This window comes from Actinokineospora sp. UV203, assembly GCF_056323665.1.
Genome location: NZ_CM150484.1, coordinates 1,183,619 through 1,205,087, shown reverse-complemented (window position 1 = coordinate 1,205,087; position 21,469 = coordinate 1,183,619). Strand labels below are relative to the sequence as shown.

Below are 21,469 nucleotides of genomic sequence, written 5' to 3'. Positions count from 1 at the left end.
CGGGGACCCCTGACCCCGGATGACGCGGCGGTCAGGGGCGGCGGGCCCAGCCGTAGCTGAGTTCCGCCGCGCGGCACCAGTTGTCGTACTCGGCTTCCCGGTAGGCCGGGTTCATGCGTGGCAGCCACTGGGCGGCCAGGTGCCAGTTGCGTCGCAGGCCTTCGAGGTCGGGCCAGTAGCCGGCGCTCAGGCCCGCGGCGTAGGCGGCGCCGAGTGAGACGGTCTCGGAGATCATCGGCCGGTTCACCGGGATGTCGAGGACGTCGGCGATGAACTGCATCAGCAGGTTGTCCGAGGTCATGCCGCCGTCGACGTTGATCGCGGCGGCGTTGACGCCGAGGTCGGCGTTCATCGCGTCCAGCACCTCGCGGGTCTGCCAGGCGGTGGCCTCCAGGACCGCGCGAGCCAGGTGCGCCTTGGTGATGTACGAGGTGAGCCCGACGATGATGCCGCGCGCGTCGCTGCGCCAGCGCGGGGCGAACAGGCCGGAGAACGCGGGCACGATGTAGCAGCCGCCGTTGTCCTCGACGGTGCCCGCCAGCGTCTCGATCTCCGGGGCGGTGGCGATCAGGCCAAGGTTGTCGCGGAACCACTGCACGAGCGATCCGGTGACCGCGATCGAGCCCTCCAGCGCGTACACCGCGGGTTCCCCGGCCAACTGGTATCCGATCGTGGTGAGCAGGCCGTGGGTGGAGCGCACGAACGAGTTCCCGGTGTTCATCAGCAGGAAGCTGCCCGTGCCGTAGGTGCACTTGGTCTGCCCGCGGGAGAAACAGGTCTGACCGAACAGCGCGGCCTGCTGATCACCGAGGGCGGCCCTGATCGGGATGCCCGGGGCGACCCGGCGGGTGACCCCGAAGTCTCCTGTGGACGGACGGATCTCGGGCAGCATCTGCTCCGGGATGTCGAAGAACGACAACAGGTCCTTGTCCCACGACAGGGTCGCCACGTTCATCAACAAAGTGCGGCTCGCGTTGGTGACGTCGGTGACGTGGATGCCGCCGTCGGCGCCGCCGGTGAGGTTCCAGATGATCCAGGTCTCCATCGTCCCGAACAGCACGTCGCCGCGCTCGGCCCGCGCCCGCAGCCCCGGCGTCGTGTCGAGCAGCCAGCGCAGCCGGGGCGCGGCGAAGTAGGTGGCCAGCGGCAGGCCACAGCGGTCGCTGATCTGGTCCGCGCCCGGCCGCTCGGCGAGATCGGCGACGAGTTGCTCGGTGCGGACGTCCTGCCAGACGATCGCCCGGCCGACCGGCGCCCCGGTTCGGCGATCCCAGACGACCGTGGTCTCCCGCTGGTTGGCGATGCCGAGGGCGACGACCTGCTCGGTGGCGATACCCGACTCCCGAAGCGCTTGGGGCACGATCCGGTCGATGTTGCGCCAGATCTCCACGGCGTCCTGCTCGACCCAGCCGGGCTTCGGGAACCACTGGCGGTGTTCCCGCTGCGCCACGGACACCAGTCGGGCCCGCTGGTCGAACAGGATGCACCGGGTGGAGGTGGTGCCCTGGTCGATCGCCATCACATAGCGCTGCATGTCACCGGTCCATAGCCAGATCGCGTGACACCGACCGGCTCGCCTCGAGGACGAAGAGCAGCAGGTCCTGGCGCGGCCGCGTGGTGTTGGCGCACAAGCGATCCGCGGGTCCGGAGACGCCGATCGCGCCGACGACCGAGCCGCCGGGGAGCCGCAGCGGGGCGGCGAGACTGGCCTCTCCCGGCATGAACTCCCCGACATCGGTCGCCCAGCCCTGGGCCCGCACATCGGCCAGCATCCTGGTCAGCGCCGTGGGTTTGACGACCGTGCGGCTGGTCAGCGCGGTCAGCGCCCCGGTCAGTGTCCCGGCCGAGAGATCGTTGTCCCAGGCCAGCAGCACTTTCCCCCAGGCCGTCGCGTGCAATGGCAGCTTCGCGCCGAAGTCGGAGGTCTGGGCGGTGTCGTCCGGCCGGAACACGTGGTGCACGACCAGCACCGTCCCTTTCGATGAGACGCCGATGCGCACCGCCTCGCCGCTGCGCGCGGCCAGGGAGTCCGACCAGTTCATCGCTCGCGCGCGCAGCAGGTTCGGGTCCATCCGGCCTGCGCGCGGGTGCGGGCTCCCCGCGGGCAGCTGGTACCGGCCGCCCGCCCGGTCCTGCTCGACGAACCCGACGTCCTGCAAAGTGCTCAGAATGCCGTGCACGGTGCCTTTGGCCAAGCCGAGGGCGGCCGCGATCTCGCCCAGGCCGAGCCGTCCCGAGCCGCGCTCAAGCAGCCGCAGGATCGCCGCCGCCCGCTCGATCGACTGTATTGAGCCCGGCATCCAGCGAAAATACTCCGATACCGCTAATTCGACAATGTCGAACGGAGTGGGCGTCGGTCGGCGACGCTCCGCAGAACTGTGAGCTGGGTCATACCCGATCGGGAGGACTTTCGAGGTCAGGCGCCTGCCGTCCGGGACCTTCCGACCATTCGACAATGCCGAACAGCGGCTCTGGAGGCCGGAGAAACCGCTTCGTAACCTCCCGGTCATCGCGACGGCCCCGACGCGACTCGGATCGGAGAAAAGGAGGAGCCGATGACTCTCGGCTCTGTCTTCCTCAGTGAGGTTCTCGGCACCGGCATCCTCCTGTTGCTCGGCGCCGGCGTGGTCGCCAACGTGCTGCTGACCAAGTCGAAAGGGTTCGACGGCGGCTGGCTGCTCATCAACTTAGGTTGGGGACTCGCCGTGATGGCAGGCGTGTTCGTCGCCTACAAGTCGGGCGGACACCTCAACCCCGCGGTCACCCTCGGCGTCCTGTCCAGCGGCGCGGAGGAGTACGCGCCCGGGGTCGCGGTCGGCTTCGGCTCGACCCTGGTCTACGTCGCGGGCCAGCTGCTCGGCGCGTTCCTGGGGGCGTGCACCGCGTACATCACCTACAAGCAGCACTTCGACGCCGAGCCCGACGAGGGCAAGCGGCTCGGCGTGTTCGCCACCGGGCCGGAAATCCGGGCCTACCAGTGGAATCTGCTCACCGAGGTGGTCGGCACCTTCGTCCTGGTGATCGTGATCCTCGCACTCGGCAAGACCCCGCACGGCCTCGGGCCGGTCGCCGCGGCGCTGCTCGTCGTCGGGATCGGCGCCTCCCTCGGCGGACCCACCGGGTACGCCATCAACCCGGCCCGCGACCTCGGCCCGCGCATCGCCTACGCGCTGCTCCCGGCACACCGGGCGGTGTCGGCCGCGGTCACCGTCGGCGCGCCCGCGGGGGACCCCGGACCTGAGCGCCCGGCGAGCGGCACCAAGGACGCGGACTGGGGCTACGCCTGGGTTCCCGTCGTCGGACCGCTGATCGGCGGCGTCCTGGCGGGCCTCGCCTCCCAGTTCCTGTTCTGACCACCACTCCCGCAGCGGAAGGAACCTCGATGGCTGACTTCGTCGGAGCGATCGACCAGGGCACGACCAGCACCCGCTTCATGGTGTTCGACCACGGTGGCAACGAGATCGCCCGCCACCAGCTCGAGCACGAGCAGATCCTGCCGCGCCCCGGCTGGGTCGAGCACAACCCCACCGAGATCTGGGAACGCACCCGCGCGGTCATCGAGTCCACCCTGAACAAGGCGAACCTGAGCGCGAGCGACCTCGCCGCGGTCGGCGTGACCAACCAGCGCGAGACGACCGTGGTGTGGAACCGCCGCACCGGCAGGCCCTACTGCAACGCGATCGTCTGGCAGGACACCCGCACCGACCGGATCGCCGCCGAACTGGACCGCGACGGGCGCGGCCAGGTCATCCGGCGCAAGGCCGGGCTGCCCCCGGCCACCTACTTCTCCGGCGGGAAGCTGAAGTGGATCCTGGAGAACGTGCCGGGCGTCGCCGAGGACAGCTTGCGCGGCGACGCCGTCTTCGGCACCATCGACACCTGGCTGCTGTGGAACCTGACCGGCGGGGTGGACGGCGGCGTGCACGTCACCGACCCGACCAACGCCAGCCGCACCATGCTGATGGATCTGGAGACCTGGGACTGGGACGACGAGCTGCTGTCGTTCTTCGGGGTCGCGCGGGAGATGCTGCCGTTCATCCTGCCGTCCTCCAACCCGGAGCTGTACGGGGTGACCCGCGCGAACGGACCGTTCGGCGGCGAGGTGAAGCTCGCCGGAGACCTGGGCGACCAGCAGGCGGCGACCGTCGGCCAGGTGTGCTTCCGGCCGGGCGAGGCCAAGAACACCTACGGGACCGGCAACTTCCTGCTCCTCAACACCGGCCACGAGCTCGTCCGCTCGGAGCACGGTCTGCTCACCACGGTGTGCTACCAGTTCGGCGACGACAAGCCGGTGTACGCGCTGGAGGGATCCATCGCGGTGACCGGCTCGGCGGTGCAGTGGCTGCGCGACCAGCTCGGCATCATCTCCGGCGCCGAGCAGAGCGAATCTCTTGCGCGCCAAGTGGAAGACAACGGCGGGGTGTACTTCGTGCCCGCGTTCTCCGGGCTGTTCGCGCCCTACTGGCGCTCCGACGCCCGGGGCGCGATCGTCGGGCTCTCCCGGTACTCCACCAACGCGCACATCGCCCGGGCCACGCTGGAATCCATCTGCTACCAGACCCGCGACGTCGTCGAGGCGATGCAGGCCGACTCCGGGGTCACCCTCGACGTGTTGCGGGTCGACGGCGGCGTGACGGCCAACGAGCTGTGCATGCAGGTGCAGGCCGACCTGCTCGGCGTGCCGGTGTCGCGGCCGGTGGTGGCCGAGACCACGGCGCTGGGCGCGGCGTACGCGGCGGGCCTCGCGGTCGGATTCTGGCGGGACACGAGCGAACTCGAGCAGAACTGGCGCGAGGACGTGCGCTGGCAGCCGACCATGGACACCGAGCAGCGCGAACATGGCTACACGCGGTGGAAGAAGGCCGTCACCCGGACGCTCGACTGGGTCGACATCGGCGACTGATCGGCGACTGATCGGCGACTGATCGGCGACGGCGGAGAGAAGGAGACACAGTGTCCACACGATTGGACCCGGCGTACCGCGCCGCGGCTCTGCGCGGCATCGAGGAGACCGAGTTCGACGTGCTCGTCATCGGCGGCGGTGTGGTGGGCGCCGGGGCGGCCCTCGACGCCGCGTCGCGCGGCCTGCGCGTCGCGCTGGTCGAGGCCAGGGACTGGGCGGCGGGCACGTCGAGCCGGTCGAGCAAGCTGATCCACGGTGGCCTGCGCTATCTGGAACAGCGGGACTTCAGCCTGGTCCGGGAGGCGCTCAAGGAACGGCGCCTGCTGCTTCACCGGCTGGCGCCACACCTTGTCCGCCCGGTGCCGTTCCTGTTCCCGCTGACGCGCGGGGCCTGGGAACGGGCCTACGTCGGGGCTGGTGTGCTGCTCTACGACACGATGGGCGGGGCGCGGGCGCTGCCGTGGCACAAGCACCTCTCGCGCAAGCAGGCACTCCGGCTGGCGCCGTCGCTGAAGCCGGAGGCGCTCAGCGGCGCCATCCGCTACTACGACGCCCAGGTCGACGACGCGCGCCACACCATGATGATCGCCCGCACGGCCGCGCGGCACGGAGCGACCGTTCTCAGCCGTGCCAAGGTGATCGGCCTGCTGCGCGACGGTCCGCGGGTCGTCGGCGCCCGGGTGCGCGACGTCGAGTCCGGGCGGGAGCACGAGATCCGCGCCCGCCGGGTGATCAGCGCCACCGGCGTGTGGACCGACGAACTGCACGCCATGACCGGTGTGCCCGCACCCTTCCAGGTGCGCATGTCCAAGGGCGTCCACCTGCTGGTGCCCCGGGACCGCATCGACCTCGACACCGGGCTGATCGCCCCCACGGAGAAGAGCGTCCTGTTCGTCATCCCGTGGGGCAGGCACTGGATCATCGGCACCACCGACACCGAATGGGAGCTCGACCGCGACCATCCGGCCGCCAGCCGGTCCGATGTGGACTACCTGCTGGAGCACGTGAACTCGGTGCTGCGGACACCGCTGACGGTCGAGGACGTCGACGGGGTGTACGCCGGGCTCCGGCCGCTGCTGGCGGGCGAGTCCAAGGAAACGGCGAAGCTGTCGCGCGAACACGCCGTCGCCGAACCCGTTCCGGGGCTGTTCGTGATCGCGGGCGGCAAGTACACCACTTACCGGGTGATGGCGGCCGACGTGGTGAACGCGGCCGTGTGCGGCATGGGCCGAGCCGTGCCGCCATCGCTGACCGAGCGGCTGCCGGTCGTCGGCGCCATCGGCTACCACGAGATGTGGGAGGACCGCGACGGTATCGCCCGGCGCACCGGGCTCTCCGTGTCCACTGTGGAGCATCTGTTGGGCAGGTACGGATCGGCGATCGACGACCTGATAGAGCTGATCAGGCGCGACCCGACGCTGGCCGAGCCGATCCACGGCGCCGAGGAATACCTGCGGGCCGAGGCCGTGTACGCGGTCACCCACGAGGGAGCACTGCACCTCGACGACATCCTCACCCGGCGGACCCGCATCTCGATCGAGACGCCGGACCGCGGTCTCGCCGCCGCCGCGGAGATCGCTCGGCTCGTCGCCGCGGACCTCGGGTGGGACTCGCCGACCGAACGCGAGGAGGTCCGCCTCTACCACGAAAGGGTGTGCGCTGAGCGCGCCGCGCAGGACTCCGTCGACGACCTGTCCGCCAACGCGGCCCGGATCGCCGCGCCGGAGCCTGCCTGCTGATCAGCGCGCTCGTGCCGCTGATCATGGACGAAGCCGCACCTCCGGATAGGGGTGCGGCTTCGTCCATCAGGCTCTCTGGCCCTCAGAGAGACACAAGGATGTCGTCGACCCGCTCCTTGGCGTCGCCGAACAGCATCGCCGAGTTCTCGCGGAAGAACAGCGGGTTCTGCACGCCGGCGTAGCCCGAGGCCATGGACCGCTTGAACACGATCACGTTGTCGGCTTCCCAGACCTTGAGCACGGGCATGCCCGCGATCGGGCTGGTCGGATCCTCCGCCGCGGACGGGTTGACCGTGTCGTTGGCGCCGATCACGAGGACGACGGCGGTGGCGTCGAAGTCGTCGTTGATCTCGTCCATCTCCAGGACGATGTCGTAGGGCACCTTGGCCTCAGCCAAAAGCACGTTCATGTGCCCGGGCAGCCTGCCCGCGACGGGGTGGATGCCGAACCGGACGTCGACGCCTTTCTCCCGCAGCTTGCGGGTCAGCTCCGCCACGCCGTACTGCGCCTGCGCCACGGCCATGCCGTAGCCGGGCGTGATGATCACGGTGTCGGCCGACGAGAGAATCTCGGCCACCCCCTGCGCGGTGATCTCGCGGTACTCGCCGTAGTCCTTGTCCTGGGCCGGACCCGCCTCGATTCCGAAGCCGCCCGCGATCACCGAGATGAACGACCGGTTCATGGCGCGGCACATGATGTAGGACAGGTACGCACCCGAGGAGCCGACGAGGGCGCCGGTGATGATCAGCAGGTCGTTCTCGAGCAGGAAGCCCGACGCGGCCGCGGCCCAGCCGGAGTAGCTGTTCAGCATCGACACCACGACCGGCATGTCGCCGCCGCCGATGGAGGCCACCAGGTGCCAGCCGAGCAACAGGGCGACCACGGTGACCGCGACCAGCAGCCACAGCCGCGGGTCGATCACGAACCAGGTGGTCAGGGCGGCGAACACGACCAGGGCGCCCAGGTTGAGGAAGTTCTTGCCGGGCAGCATCAGCGGGTTGGACTTGATCCGGGCGGACAGCTTGAGGTACGCCACGATCGAGCCGGTGAGGGTCACGGCGCCGATGAAGACACCGATGAAGACCTCGGCGTGGTGAATGCCCAGGGTGTCCGCGGCCGCCAGCGCCGCGGCCTCGGGGCCGTCAAGGTGGTGCTCGACGTGCAGGTAGCCGTTCCAGCCGACCAGCACCGCGGCCAGACCCACGAAGCTGTGCAGCAGGGCGATCAGCTCGGGCATCCCGGTCATCTCGACCTTGCGGGCCCGGTACAGCCCGATGGCCGCGCCGATCACCGTCGCGCCGATCAGCAGGGCGAGGCCGATGCCCTCGATGTCACGGTCGGCGGCCAGCGCGATCGTGGCCGCGAGCGCGACCACCATGCCCGCCATGCCGAACGAGTTGCCCGCCTTGGCGGTCTCGTGCTTGGACAGCCCGGCCAGGGCCAGGATGAAGAGCAGGGCGGCGACGATGTACGCGGCCTGCGCGGAGATCTCGATGGTCATCTGTCAGCCCCTCAGCTTCGCGAGAACATGGCGAGCATGCGACGAGTGACCGCGAAGCCACCGAAGACGTTGATGCTGGCGAACAGGATCGCCACGGCCGAGAGCACGGTGATCGCCGTGTCACCCTGCCCGATCTGCAGGAGGGCGCCGACCACGATGATTCCGGAGATCGCGTTGGTCACCGACATCAGCGGTGTGTGCAGCGCGTGGTGCACGTGCCCGATCACGTAGTAGCCGATCACGATCGCCAGCGCGAACACGGTGAGGTGGCCCTGCAGCGCCTGCGGCGAGAGAGCCGCGAGCAGGAACAGCAGGGCGGCGCCGATGCCGACGACCACGAAGCGGCGGCTCGCGGGCGCGGGCTGCTTGACGTGCGGCGCCTTCGCCGGGGCCGCGGGCGCGGCGGCCGGGGGAGCGGCGGACACCTGGACGGGCGGGGGCGGCCAGGCCAGCTCCCCGGACTTGACCACGGTCATCGAGCGCTGCACGACGTCGTCGAAGTCCAGGACGAGCTCGCCGTCCTGGCCGGGCGTCATCAGCTTCATCAGGTTGACCAGGTTGGTGCCGTAGAGCTGCGACGCCTGCGCGGGCAGCCGCCCCGCCAGGTCGGTGTAGCCGATGATCGTCACGCCGTTGTCGGTGACGGTGGCCTCCCCGGCCACGACACCCTCGACGTTGCCCCCGTTCGCGGCCGCCATGTCGACGATCACGCTGCCGGACTTCATCGAGGCCACCATCTCGGCGGTGATCAGCGTCGGCGCGGGCCGTCCCGGGATCAGCGCCGTGGTGATGATGATGTCGACGTCCTCGCACTGCGCCGCGTACAGCGCGGCGGCCCTGGTGTTGTAGTCGTCCGACATCTCCTTGGCGTACCCCGTCGCGGAGACCTCGACGTCGGGCGCCTCGACCGCGAGGTACTCGCCGCCCAGCGACTTGACCTGGTCGGCGACCTCGGGGCGCGGGTCGGTGGCGCGCACGATCGCGCCCAGGGAGCCCGCGGCGCCGATCGCGGCCAGTCCCGCGACACCGGCGCCGGCGACCAGCACCTTCGCCGGCGGGACCTTGCCCGCCGCGGTCACCTGGCCGGTGAAGAACCGGCCGAACACGTGCGCGGCCTCCACGACGGCCCGATAGCCGGCGATGTTCGCCATCGAGGACAGCACGTCGAGCGACTGCGCCCGCGAGATCCGGGGCACCGCGTCCATCGACAGCGCCGTGATCGGCCGCTTGGCCAGGTCCTCGACCAGGTCCGGGTTGAGTCCCGGGCTGAGCAGGCTGACCAGGGTCGCACCCGGCGTCAGACCGTCCAGCTGCTCGGTCGACGGCGCGTTCACACCGAAGATGACGTCCGCGGCGAGCGCGGTGCCGATCACCGCGCCCTGCTCGACGTACGCGTCATCGGAGAAGCTCGACGCGACACCGGCACCGGGTTCGATGACCACCTCGTACCCGAGCTTGCGCAGCTGCGTCACCGTCGCCGGTGTGGCCGCCACCCGCGTCTCACCGGGCCGAGCCTCTTTGAGAACACCTATCTTCATGCGTGAGTTCCTTCGACTTTGTCGTCAACGTCCACCGAGCGCATGGTTGGCAAGGGCAGCAGCGTACGGCGTACCGACTCGTCAAACGAGGATTCGGCCTGGTGATATTCATCGCTACTCACCAGTAGGTTGCTGGTGGTCGAGAGCATCATCGTGCCGGGCACCTCACCTGGGCAGCCCGCCCAACCTTGCTCGTCGGGGCGCTGAGTGCTCGGCCATCCGCGTCCGGGTGTGTGCGCCGGTCAGGGATCGAGTCGGTAGAAGCGCCAGAAGTCGTGTTCGATCGGGAGCACCGTCACGGCGCTGAAACCCGCCTCGCGCGCGTAGCGGCGCACCATCTCGGGTCGGATGACCGCACCGGTGCCCGCGGCGTCCGATTCGACCATGGCGACCGCGAGGCAGTGCACGGCGCTCCAGCCGTAGTTGAACCGGTCGAGATCCCCGCCGGGCGCGGTGAACTCCTCGGCGACCCGCTCGTCGCCGACCAGGACCGCGCCGCCGGGTGCGAGCATGCCCCTCGCGGCGGTCAGCACCTCGACGGGGTGCGCCATGTCGTGCAAGGTCTCGAACAGCGTCACCAGGTCGTAGCGTCCGGCCAACGCGGGATCAGCGGCGTCCCGCCGGAAGAAGGTGACCCGATCGGCGACACCCGCGTCGGCGGCGACGTGGCGCGCTGATTCGATCGACGCCTCATCGATGTCGATCCCGTCCACCCAGGCCCTCGGGTATCCGTTCGCGATGGCGACCGTCGACCAGCCGCTGCCGCAGCCGAGGTCGGCCACCCTGGCGGGTGGTTCGACCCCGTTGAGCCGGTCATGGATGTCGGGCATGGCCGGAATCCACTCCCGCGCGAGCTGATTGCGGAACATCGGCCGGTTGACCCGCTCGATGCCCTCGCGGGCATCGGCGCCGTAGGCCTTGAACGGGACCCCGCCCCCATTCAGGAAGGCGGCCATGACCTGGGGCAGGGTCTGGGCGATGCTCACCGACAGCTGCGCGAGCGGCGCCACGAAGTACAGGCTGTCCGGGTCGCACAGCACCTCGACCGCCGCGGCCGGGAGTCGGAATCGGCGGGCGTCGGGATCGGTGCTGTCCCGCACGAGGTCCAGCACGCCCGCGACCGCCTGCTGCTCCAGCCATTCGCGGGCATACCGCGGCGCGATGCCGGCCGCCGCCGCCAGCTCGGCGGGAGTCGCCGAGTCGAGTTCGGCGAGTGCGGTGTAGAGCCCGAGCCGGTCGCCGAGATAGATGTGCTGCAGTTCCTGGGCGCTCACGGTGGCCTTGAAGACCGCCTCGGCGAGCGCGTCACGGCGCTCGGTGTCCGAGCCCGTGGGAAAGGTCGCGGTCATGCTTACCGCCTCCTTGAATCCACCGGGGGCGGCCCGGCCGTCCGGCGAGCCGCGGTTCGGTAACCGTAGGCTCAGCGGGCCTGGCCTGCCATCCGTGGGCGCGCGGTCAGGTCGTGAGCCAGTCGGCCTCCAAAAGGTCGATCTCCTCCTGGGACAGGGCCACCAGCAGATCCGACGGTGTGTGGCCGCCCGCGTCCGGTGTGTCGCCCAGCCCGGCCAGGATGTCGAGTGCCCGGAACCAGGTTTGCGCCAGATCGCGGACATCCGCCTCGGTCAGCAGTCGTCGCGGCCAGGTCCAGGTGGCGACCAGCCGCGGCCCGTCCGGGTGGTCCTCGGTGTGCGCGTTGACTTCCAGGGTGTGGGTCGCGGGCATCTCAGCGTCGGCTCCGCTGCCGAGCGGTTCGGCTTCGGGTGCCGCGGACCAGTCTGCGGATTCGGGCGTGACGGGGAACCGGCCGAGGTAGTTGAACCCGAGCTGCGGTTCGGGCAGTTCGCCGAGCACCGGGGCAGTGTCGGGGTTGAGGTGGCGCAGCAGCCCGTAGCCGATGCCGTTGTCGGGAAGCGTGCGCAGCTGCTCCTTGATCTGCTTGAGCACCCGACCAAGTTCCTTGCCGCCGCGCCACAGGTCGGCCCAGTCCCGCACGCCGGGATCGAGCCGGGCCGGGTACAGGCTGGTGAACCAGCCGACCGTGCGCGAAAGGTCGGCCCCGGCAACGGATTCCTCACGACCGTGGCCCTCGAGGTCGACGAGCGTGGCGCCGTCGCCGCCGTGTGAGCGCCTGCGCCGCCAGTCCGCGACGGCGATGGCCAGTCCGGCGAGCAGCACGTCGTTGACCCCCGCGTGGTAGACGGCGGGGACCGTGGTGAGCAGGGGCGCGGTGCGCTCAGTCGGGAGCGTGACGGTGAGTTCCCGCACGGTGGAGATCACGTCCACGGCCACGTCGAGCTCGTGCGTGCCGAGCCGCGGATCCGGGCCGTCGAGTGTCCGCCTCCACAGGGGAAGCTCGCTCACCCGCTCCGCCGCGGCTATGGCGAGTAGGCGCGACCAGGTTTTCAGCGAGGTGCCGACCGGCTCCGGCGCGGGCGTGCGCCCCGCCGAGACAGCTTCCCACGCGGCCGCCAGGTCGGGTACCAGGATGCGCCAGGAAACCCCATCGACCACCAGGTGGTGCACGGTGATCAGCAGTCGTCCGGCCCGGTTCGCCCCGGCGTCGAACCACACGACCCGCACCAGTTCACCGGCCGTCGGGTCGAGCAGCGTGGGCTCCTGCTTGATGTGCTCGGTGATGACCGCGCGCAGACCGGCGTCATCGAGGTCCGCGACGTCGACCCGCCGCACCCGGTCCCGCGCCCGCACCGCACCGGGGGCGGGCACATCGAGCGTCCAGTCGGCATCGATCAGCTTGGCGCGCAACGCGTCGTGCTGGTCGAGGACGACCTGGACCGCCGCGACGAGGTGCTCCTCGCCGAGCGCGGCAGGCACCCGGAGCAGCATCGACTGGTTGAACCGGTCGATCGGGCCGCCGCGATCCCGAAGCCAACGCATGACCGGGGTGGGGGACACCAGCCCGACCCCGTCGTCGATCACCGCGGCGGAGGCATCGGCCCGGCGGGCGACCGAGGCGAGCAACTCGGGCGTCTTGTGCTCGAACACCTCGCGCGGGGTGAGCACCAAGCCCGCTTTGCGGGCGCGACTCACCAACTGGATGGAGACGATGCTGTCGCCGCCGAGATCGAAGAAGCTGTCGTCGACACCGACCCTGGGCAGGCCGAGCACCTCGGCGAACAGCGCGCACAGGGTCCGCTCCACCGGTGTCCTCGGCTCCCGGTGACTGGCCACAGTGGACAGATCCGGTGCGGGCAGGGCGGCGCGGTCCAGCTTGCCGTTGGGCGTCTTCGGCAGCTCGGCGAGCGTGACGAACGCGGCGGGAACCATGTAATCGGGCAGCGCTCCGGCGGCGTGCCCGCGCAGTTCGCCCACGTCGAGCGCGCCATCCCCGCCCGGAACCACGTAGGCGACGAGCTGCCGGACACCGGGTCGGTCCTCGCGGACGAGAGCGGCCACCTGGGCCACCCGTGCGTGCCGCGCCAGCACCGACTCGACCTCGCCGAGCTCGATGCGGAAGCCGCGGATCTTCACCTGGTGGTCGGCCCGGCCGTCGAAGACCAGGTCGCCGTCGGGGCCCGCGTGGACCAGGTCACCGGTCCGGTACATCCGGGCGCCCGCGGGCCCGAACGGGTTGGCGATGAACCGCTCGGCGCTCAGGCCCGGCCTGCCGAGGTAGCCGCGGGCCAGTCCGGCGCCCGCGATGTAGAGCTCACCCCGCACGCCCGGCGGGACCGGCAGCAGGTTGGCGTCGAGCACGTAGACCTGGGTGTTGGTGATCGGCTTGCCGATCGGCGGGGTGAGCGCGCCGGTCAGTGGGGCACTCATGGTGGCGCACACTGTCGACTCGGTCGGCCCGTACGCGTTGATCACCCGCCTGCCGCGTGACCACCTGGCGATGAGCTCGGTCGCGCTCGCCTCGCCCGCCACCACCAGCGTGCCGCCATCGAGCAGGTCGTTGTCGGCGGGCATCGCGGCCAGCGCCACCGGCGGGATGGTCGCGTGCGTGACCTGGTGCCCGCGCAGCACGGCCGCGAGCGGCTCACCGGGCAGCAACTCATCCGCGGACGCCACCACGAGGGCGGCGCCGGACAGCAGCGACATGCACAGCTCCCAGAACGCCGCGTCGAAGCTGGCCGAGGAGAATTGCAGCACCCGACTGCCGGGGCCGACCTCGAACCGCTCGACCTGGGTGGCCAGCAGGCTGGCGACACCCTCGTGCGACACCACGACGCCCTTGGGCCTGCCGGTCGAGCCGGAGGTGTAGATCAGGTAGGCGGGATGGCGGGGAAGGATCCGCGGCACGTCGACGGGCCGCCCGGCCTCGATCAGTTCGACGGTGGCCGCGTCGTCGAGCAGCAGGGTCTCGGTGTCGTCCGGCAGGCGGTCCGCGACGTCCGTGCGGGTGAGCACCAGGCTGGGCCGGGCGTCGTCGAGCATGTAGGCGATGCGGTCGCGCGGGTAGTCGGTGTCGACCGGGAGGTAGGCGGCCCCCGCCTTGAGCACCGCGAGCAGTGCGACCACCATCTCGATCGAGCGTGGGACCGCGACCGCGACGAACTGTTCCCGGCCGATGCCGCGCGCCACGAGCAGCCCCGCCAGCCTGCCTGCCCGCTCGTCGAGTTCAGCGTAGGACAGCACCTGGTCGGCGAACAGCAGCGCCGGTGCCGCGCCGTCGCGCCGGACCTGCGCGGCGAACAGCTCGGGCACGGTCGCGACGGCCACGTCGGCGGCGGTGTCGTTCCAGTGCTCCACCACCAGCCTGCGTTCGGCGGGCTCCAGCAGGTCGAGCGTGCCGACCAGCCGGTCCTGTTCCGCCACAACGGAATCGAGCAGTTTCACCAGGCTGTTCATGATCGCCTCGACCGCCGCCGCGTCGAAAACGTCGGCTCGGTAGTCCAGCCGCAGCCGCAGCCGCTCGCCCGGTGTCACCACGACCGCGATCGGGTAGTGGCTGGTGTCTCGGTCCACCACGCCCGAGATCCGCAGCCCGTCGTCCGCCACTTCGTCTGTCTCGAAGGGATAGTTCTCCACCATCGTGGTGGTGTCGAACAGTTCGCCCACGCCTGCCAGGCGCTGGATGTCGGTCAGGCCGAGGAACTGGTGCGGCATGAGGGTCGCCTGCTGGTCCTGGATCCGCACCAGCAGCTCGATCAGCGACTCGCGGGGGTCGAGGGTGACCCGGACCGGCAGGGTGTTGATGAACAGGCCCACCATGTTCTCGATGTCGGGCAGCTCGGGCGGCCTGCCGGACACGGTGGTGCCGAAGACGACATCGTCGCGGCCGGTGAGCCTGCCGAGCAGCAGACCCCAGATCCCCTGCAGGACCGTGTTGGTCGTCAAGCCGTGCCCGCGGGCCTGCTCGCGCAACCCGGCGGTCAGTTCGGCGGAGAGCTCGGTGGTCAGCTGTTCGGGCAGGACCGAGATTCGGCCGGGATCGGCGGGCGCGAGCCGGGTCGGCTCCTGCAGCCCGGCGAACGCCTGCCGCCACGCGTCCTCGGCCGCCTGGCGGTCCTGCTCGGCGAGCCAGGCAAGGTAATCCCGGTATGGGCGGGCAGGAGGGAGAGCAGCACCCTCGGGTGCGTAGAGAGCGAGCAGGTCCCTGGTGATCAGCGGGGTCGACCAGCCGTCCATCAGGATGTGGTGGCTGGTGATCAGCAGCTGGTGCCGCTCGGGCGCGAGGCGGATCAGTGTGCAGCGCACCAGCGGCGGTCGCGCCGGGTCGAAGCCGCCGCGCTGGTCCTCGGCCAGCAGCGCCGCGAGCGCGTCAGACCGGGCGGAGTCGTCCACAATGGACAGATCGACCTCGCGCCAGGGCAGGTCGACCTCGCGCGGGATGAACTGGACCGGCGAGGCGACGTCGGTGTGCCAGAAACCGGCCCGCAGGTTCGGGTGGCGTGCGAGCAGGTCCCGGCCCGCCGCCCGCAGGACGGGCGCGTCCAGCGGGCCGTCGAGGTCGACGATGGTCTGCCCGACATAGACGTCGAGCCCTCCTTCGTCATACAGCGTGTGGAACAGCAGGCCCTCCTGCAGCGGGGACAGCGGCAGGATGTCCTCGAGCGCGGGCAGCCGCGCTTCGAGCTGCTCGATCTCATTCTGGGACAGCGAGACCAGCGGAAGGTCCGACGGTGTGCGCCCGCCCGGACCGGCGTGTCGCACGAGCGCGTCCAGCGCGGTGAACCACGACTCGGCCAGGTCGGCGACGTCGGCTTCGGAGAGCGCCTCGCCCGCCCACGACCAGGTGGCGCTCAGCCGCGGCCCGTCCGCGTGGTCGCGGGTGAGCGCGTTGACCTCCAGCGCATAGGGCAGCGGGAGGTTCGCCGCCATGCCGCTGTCGAGGACGTCCTGCCCGCCGACCATCGTCCAGTCCGCGTCGGCGGCGATCGGGAACCGGCCGAGGTAGTTGAAACACACCTGAGGCGTGGCCGGTGCGGCCAGCTCGGCCCCCGTCACCGGGTTCAGATAGCGCAGCAGCCCGAAGCCGATTCCCTTGTCCGGCAGGGCATTGAGCTGTTCCTTGACCCGTTTGATCGCCTCGGCCGCGACCGCGCCCGCGCCGACCTCGGCCAAGTCCGCCGCACCGGCGTCCAGCCGGACCGGGAACACGCTGGTGAACCAGCCGATTGTGCGCGAAAGGTCCGCACCGGCGACGATCTCCTCGCGGCCGTGGCCTTCGAGGTCGATCAGGACCTCGCCGCTGTCGACGCCTCGGTGCCTGCGGCGCCAGTCCGCGACCGCGAGGGCGAACGCCGCGAGCAGCACGTCGTTGACACCCGCGTGGAACGCCGCGGGCAGAGTGGTCAGCAGCGGCGCGGTCTTCTCGGCGGGCAGCTCGACAGTCAGCGCCCGCAGGGTTCCCGCGACGTCGCGCGCCGGTTCCATCGGCCGTTCGGTCAGAACCGGATCGGGTCCCGCGAGGATGTCGGTCCAGATCGGCAGCTCCGCGACCCGGGCGGGCGAGGTCGCCTGCTCGGTCAAGCCCTCGGCCCAGCGGCGCAGCGAGGTGGGCACCGGCTCCAGCTCAGGCGGGCGGCCGGCGGCGACCGCCTGCCAGGCGGCGGTCAGGTCCGCGAGCAGGATTCGCCAGGACACGCCGTCGACGACGATGTGGTGGATCACCAGCAGCAGCCTGCCCGACCGGGTCGGCCCGGCGTCGAACCACACCGCTCGCACCATCGCGCCCGCCGCCGGGTCCAGGCTTCGCTCGGCCGGCCTTGTGTGCTCGGCGACAGCCGCGTCGAGCCGCTCGTCGTCCAGCCCGGTCACGTCGACTCGGAGCACGCGGTCCGCGGCGTCGCGCGGCCCGGCGGGCGGGATCTCGGCGGAGAGCGTGCCCTCGCCGGGCGCGTGCACCATCCGCATGCGCAACGCGTCGTGCTTGTCGAGCAGTGCCTGGGTGGCGGCGACGAGGTGGTCGAGGCCGAGTTCGGCGGGGACCCGCACCAGGATCGACTGGTTGTATTCCTTGCTGGAGGCCGTCCACTCGCGCAGCCAGTGCATGATCGGGGTCGGCGCGACGGTCCCGATGCCCGCGCCCGCACTCTCCGCGACCGGCCGGCCCATCGTCGTGGCGACCACGGCGAGCGCCTCGACGGTCTTGCGCTGGAACACGTCCCGCGAGCTGAACCGCACCCCGGCCCGACGGGCTCGGCTCACCAGCTGGATCGCCACGATGCTGTCGCCGCCGAGATCGAAGAAGTTGTCGTCCACGCCCACCCGGGGCAGGCCGAGCACCTCGGCGAACAGGGCGCAGAGGGTCTTCTCCCGCGCCGTTCGCGGCTGCGCCGAGCTCGCCGAGTCCGCGATATCGGGCGCGGGCAGGGCCTTGCGGTCGAGCTTTCCGTTGGGGTTCAGTGGAAGCGTGTCGAGAGCGACGACCGCGGCAGGCACCATGTAGTCGGGCAGCTGCCCGCTGACGTGCTTGCGCAGCACCGACATGTCCGGCAGGTCCCGGCCGGTCTCGGCGGTCACGTACGCCACGAGTTGCTTGGTTCCCGGACGGTCCTCGCGCACGATCACGGCGGTGTGGGCGACGTCGGGATGGGCGGCGAGCACGTTCTCGATCTCGCCGAGCTCGATGCGGTACCCGCGGATCTTCACCTGGTCGTCGACCCGGCCGACGAAGTCGATGGTGCCTTCCTCGGTCCAGCTCACCAGGTCGCCGGTCCGGTACATCCGTGACCCGGGCGGGCCGAACGGGTCGGCGACGAAGCGCTCGGCGCTCAGCGCGGGCCTGTTCAGGTAGCCGCGCGCGAGGCCGGCGCCAGCGACGTACAGCTCGCCGGTGGCACCAGGCGGGACCACCCGCAGCTGGGCGTCGAGCACGTAGAGCCGCGCGTTGCGGATCGGCCGCCCGATCAGCGGCCGGTCGCTGTCGGCGATCCGCCAGAACAGCGCGTCGACAGTGCACTCTGTCGGGCCGTAGGTGTTGAAGCCGGTCAGGTCGTCCCGGTGGGCCAGTTCGGTCCACAGTGCCTGGGGGACCGCCTCCCCGCCGAGATTGATCGCGCACGGCACGTGCCTGCCCGGGTCGACCAGGCCGACCGCGGCGAGCTGCTGAAAGTACGTCGGCGTGAGGTCCAGGTAGTCGATGCGCTCGCGGGCCACGTAGTCGGCGACGGCGTCCGCGTCCCTGCGCGTGTCGTCGTCGAGCAGGTGCAGCTCGTGTCCGGCGGCCATGCCCGCGATCGGGCCGAGCGACGCGTCGAAGGAGAACGACGCGGAATGCAGCAGCCGCAGCCGCAGGCCATGGCTGGTCGGGTCGAAGATGTTGACCTGGTAGTTGTGGAAAAGGTTGGTCAGTCCGCCGTGGCAGACCACGACGCCCTTCGGCTTCCCGGTGGAACCGGAGGTGTAGATGACGTAGGCGGGATGCAGCGCCGATAGGCGGCCCCTGCCGTCGGCAGCGGTGAGGTCGGAGTCCGGCAGGCCCGCCACCGCGTCGGCGACCTCCGGATCGTCGACGACGATCGATCGACCTGACGTGTCGGCGAGATCGGGCAGTGCGTCGGCGACCGCGGTCGTGGTCAGCAACCGCGTCGGCCGCGCGTCGGCGAGCAGGTAGGTGATCCGCTCGGCCGGATAGCCGATGTCGACGGGGAGGTAGGCGGCTCCCGCCTTGAGCACCGCGAGCAGGCTGACCACCAGGTCGATCGACCGGGGCAGCACCAGCGCGACGAGCTGTTCCGGGCCGACTCCACGCTCGACCAGAGCGCGCGCGAGCTGGTTGGCTCGCGCGTTGAGCTCCGCGAAGGACACCCGTCGCCCCTCGAAGACGACGGCTACCTCGTCCGGGGTCCTGGCCGCCTGCCGCTCGAACAGCTCGGGCAGCGTCGCGGCGGGCGCGGGGTCATCGGTGTCGTTCCATTCGAGCAGGATCTTCAAGCGTTGAGCGGGCGTGAGGAGTTCGACCGACGCGGCAGGCCAAGGCGCTTGGTCGCTGAGGTTCGGGATCACGGGCGCGGCTTCAGGCATGGTTGTCCACCCTCGAACTTTGCCTCGTCCGGCGAGGCGGAGACGTCGGTCGTTCGACGCGGTCAAGGTCCGATTATGTTGCGGGGGAGCCGAAGCCGGTGGACCACTGCAACAAGCTGCACGGACCGGCGGATCATCGCTCCACATCGGACGGTTCGCCTGCCGCCCGTGGACTGACTGTCCGCGCGCGATCCTTGGCGTGCCGGCCGCGGGGCGAAGGTGGGTGGGTGTTCCACCGACCCAACCCCTTCTCCTCCGCCCAGGGCTGCCTGATCCTGCATCCGCTGTTGTGTGGATCCCGCCGGCTAGGTTAGACCTGGGTCATGACACCAGTAAACATTGCCGCGCACCGTCGGCGGCCGACGGCCCACACGATCGTCAACGCCCTGGTCGCGGCAGCATTAGCCCTGGCCGCGGCCGGTTTCGCCACGCATCTCCCGGCCGGGCAGCCCCCCGCCGTCGGCACCGCGTCAGCAGGCCATCCCCTCGGCGGCCCCGATGACTGGCCGTGGCGGCCCCTGCCGAGAACCGGCCAAGGTTCCGAATACTGATCTTGGCAGGTCGGAGAGACAGAGAGACGGAGGGACGGAGGGACGGAGGGACGGAGGCTCGACCGGTGGCGAGAGGGGCGGTCCGGTGTCGGGCCGCCCTTCTTCTTTTGTGCGGTTTCCGAGTAAAACGGTGTCCGCGGTGCCGCTCACCAGGAGGAATCCGACTCTAGTTATGCTAATGTTGACTCTCTGGCAAACATGTTGACTGGAGACAGCTGTTGACTGGGCAACCAGTCATGAGACTAGAGGATCGATTGCGTGAGCATCGTCGGGGTTCGTCAGCCGGAGTTCGGCCAGCGGTTGCGTCAGCTGCGCCAGGAGCGTGGACTGTCGCAACGGGATGTGGCGGGCGACGTGGTGAATCCGAGCTACATCTCGCTGCTCGAGACCGGAGCCCGGGTCCCCACGCTGGAAGTGGTCCTGCAGATCGCGCAGGCACTCGACGTCAACCTCGAAGCCCTGGTGGCCGACGCCACGCTGCCGATCAAGGCCGCTGACGAGAACCCGCCGGCGGGCCGCACCCTCGTCCTCGACATCCTCGCCAGGAGCGCACTCGACTTCGGCGATCTGGACGACGCGGGGGAGCGCTACCAGCAGGCCTATGACTCGGCGATCCGCGACGGCGGGCCCTCCTGGGTGCTGGAGCGCGGCATCGCCTTGCAGGACATCCTGATCCTGCGTGCGGACCACCATTCGCGATACGCGCTGCTCAACGACCTGGTCACCGTCGCCGAGCAGGTCGGAGTGCCGGAACTCATCGTCAAACTGCGCCTGGACAAGGCGGCGGCGGCCCGCGACTGCGGACACATGGTCGAGGCGCTGAAGCTCACCGAGAGCGCGATGGAGATCCTGCCCGACACCGAGCTGGCGAACACCGGCGAGCACGTCCGCGCCCTGGGGGTGCTGATCTCGGTCAAGGTCGATTCCGGCGACACCGGCGACATCGCGCCGCTGGTCGACCGTATGTTGGCCTGCGCGGAACAACTGGGCAGCCGGACCGTGCTCGGTCGCTCGCACTGGGCCGCGTCGGTCGCCTACGCCCGCCTCGGCGTCGGTGAGCTGGTCGAACGCCACGTCCGGCAGGCCAAGGACATGCTCGCCCAACCGGGCACGTCGATTCGCGAATGGGGCCGGTTCGCCAGGTCCGCCGCGTCGGCGCTGCTCGACGCCGATGCCGAGCTGTCAGAAGTGGATCAGTACGTGAGCTGGATGCGGGCCGCCCTCGAGCTGGTCGACTCGCCCGCCGACCACGCCAAGATGGTCAGCATCGAGGCGCGCTACGCGCTCGCGCGCGGCGAGCTCGAGCGGGCGCTGGAGCTGTCCGTGAACGAGCCGGACGGGCTGCCGACCGCGGAACTGGTGCGGCTGCGACGCGCGCGCGGACGCGCACTGCACCGCCTTGGGCGCATCGACGAGGCTGTCGGCGCGCTGCGCTCGGCCGCCCACCTCTGCGAGGAGTTGGCCGCCTACCGGGTGGCCGCGCAGGTCTGGCGCGAGATCGACGACATGCGGTCGGCCTGACGAAGGCCGATCACCTGCGGGCAGCACACTTCAACCACCGCGACATGAACCTGCCGCAAAGGCTCGCGGGCCGGCGCGCAACTTACTCCTCCCTTACCTGAGTAATGTTCGGGTTGTGCCCCGAGCGCTGTCACCTAACTCGCCGTGGCCTGACGCGTGACACCGTCGAACCCCTATTGCGCCCCTAATACCTGCGCTTATCGGCGACTACCCAGGTCAGGGCTTACCAGTAGTCATTGACATCATGACTAGCCAGACATACCGTCATGACAGTTGTAATGCGGTGG

Annotated in this window: 11 protein-coding genes; 4 read left to right on the top strand and 7 right to left on the bottom strand. The window is 70.4% G+C overall.

Annotated features, from left to right (window positions below):
- Positions 1 to 31 precede the first annotated feature (31 nt).
- Together glpK (ACUZ2Y_RS05375) and ACUZ2Y_RS05370 are read right to left on the bottom strand one after the other, a co-directional pair.
- Positions 32 to 1,534 carry a glycerol kinase GlpK gene (gene glpK / locus ACUZ2Y_RS05375; protein ID WP_476327493.1) on the bottom strand — a complete coding sequence of 501 codons (1,503 nt, stop codon included), beginning with the start codon at positions 1,532 to 1,534 and terminating at the stop codon, positions 32 to 34.
- Between the two features lies 1 nt (position 1,535).
- Entirely contained in the window at positions 1,536 to 2,300 is a 765-nt protein-coding gene (locus tag ACUZ2Y_RS05370; RefSeq protein ID WP_476327491.1) for an IclR family transcriptional regulator, read from the bottom strand.
- Positions 2,301 to 2,555: 255 nt separating this feature from the next.
- On the opposite strand from ACUZ2Y_RS05370, the gene ACUZ2Y_RS05365 reads away from it, so the two are divergent.
- Genes ACUZ2Y_RS05365 through ACUZ2Y_RS05355 form a run of 3 tightly spaced genes read left to right on the top strand, consistent with a single transcriptional unit; the run spans position 2,556 to position 6,642 of the window.
- Entirely contained in the window at positions 2,556 to 3,353 is a 798-nt protein-coding gene (locus ACUZ2Y_RS05365) for an MIP/aquaporin family protein (protein ID WP_476327489.1), read from the top strand.
- 29 nt (positions 3,354 to 3,382) lie between these two features.
- Positions 3,383 to 4,903, top strand: a complete 1,521-nt coding sequence (gene glpK, locus ACUZ2Y_RS05360) for a glycerol kinase GlpK (RefSeq protein ID WP_476327488.1) — start codon at positions 3,383 to 3,385, stop codon at positions 4,901 to 4,903.
- A gap of 50 nt (positions 4,904 to 4,953) precedes the next feature.
- Positions 4,954 to 6,642, top strand: coding sequence for a glycerol-3-phosphate dehydrogenase/oxidase (locus ACUZ2Y_RS05355; protein WP_476327486.1), 1,689 nt, complete (start codon positions 4,954 to 4,956; stop codon positions 6,640 to 6,642).
- A gap of 82 nt (positions 6,643 to 6,724) precedes the next feature.
- On the opposite strand, the gene pntB is transcribed toward ACUZ2Y_RS05355, so the two are convergent.
- The 5 genes from pntB to ACUZ2Y_RS05330 form a co-directional block, all read right to left on the bottom strand.
- Positions 6,725 to 8,143: a Re/Si-specific NAD(P)(+) transhydrogenase subunit beta gene (gene pntB, locus ACUZ2Y_RS05350; RefSeq protein WP_476327484.1), complete on the bottom strand. Its 1,419-nt coding sequence runs from the start codon at positions 8,141 to 8,143 to the stop codon at positions 6,725 to 6,727.
- Between the two features lie 11 nt (positions 8,144 to 8,154).
- A complete protein-coding gene (locus ACUZ2Y_RS05345; RefSeq protein ID WP_476327482.1) occupies positions 8,155 to 9,681 on the bottom strand; it encodes a Re/Si-specific NAD(P)(+) transhydrogenase subunit alpha in 1,527 nt (508 codons plus the stop codon).
- Positions 9,678 to 9,845, bottom strand: coding sequence for a hypothetical protein (locus tag ACUZ2Y_RS05340; RefSeq protein ID WP_476327480.1), 168 nt, complete (start codon positions 9,843 to 9,845; stop codon positions 9,678 to 9,680). Before ACUZ2Y_RS05340 ends, ACUZ2Y_RS05345 begins: the two co-directional genes overlap by 4 nt.
- A 78-nt stretch (positions 9,846 to 9,923) precedes the next feature.
- Positions 9,924 to 11,030: a class I SAM-dependent methyltransferase gene (locus tag ACUZ2Y_RS05335; RefSeq protein WP_476327478.1), complete on the bottom strand. Its 1,107-nt coding sequence runs from the start codon at positions 11,028 to 11,030 to the stop codon at positions 9,924 to 9,926.
- Between the two features lie 106 nt (positions 11,031 to 11,136).
- Positions 11,137 to 19,110: an amino acid adenylation domain-containing protein gene (locus tag ACUZ2Y_RS05330; protein ID WP_476327477.1), complete on the bottom strand. Its 7,974-nt coding sequence runs from the start codon at positions 19,108 to 19,110 to the stop codon at positions 11,137 to 11,139.
- 809 nt (positions 19,111 to 19,919) lie between these two features.
- Here ACUZ2Y_RS05330 and ACUZ2Y_RS05325 point away from each other — a divergent pair.
- Positions 19,920 to 21,182 (top strand): helix-turn-helix domain-containing protein, encoded by a 1,263-nt coding sequence (locus tag ACUZ2Y_RS05325; RefSeq protein WP_476327475.1) that lies wholly within the window; start codon positions 19,920 to 19,922, stop codon positions 21,180 to 21,182.
- Positions 21,183 to 21,469: the final 287 nt, after the last annotated feature.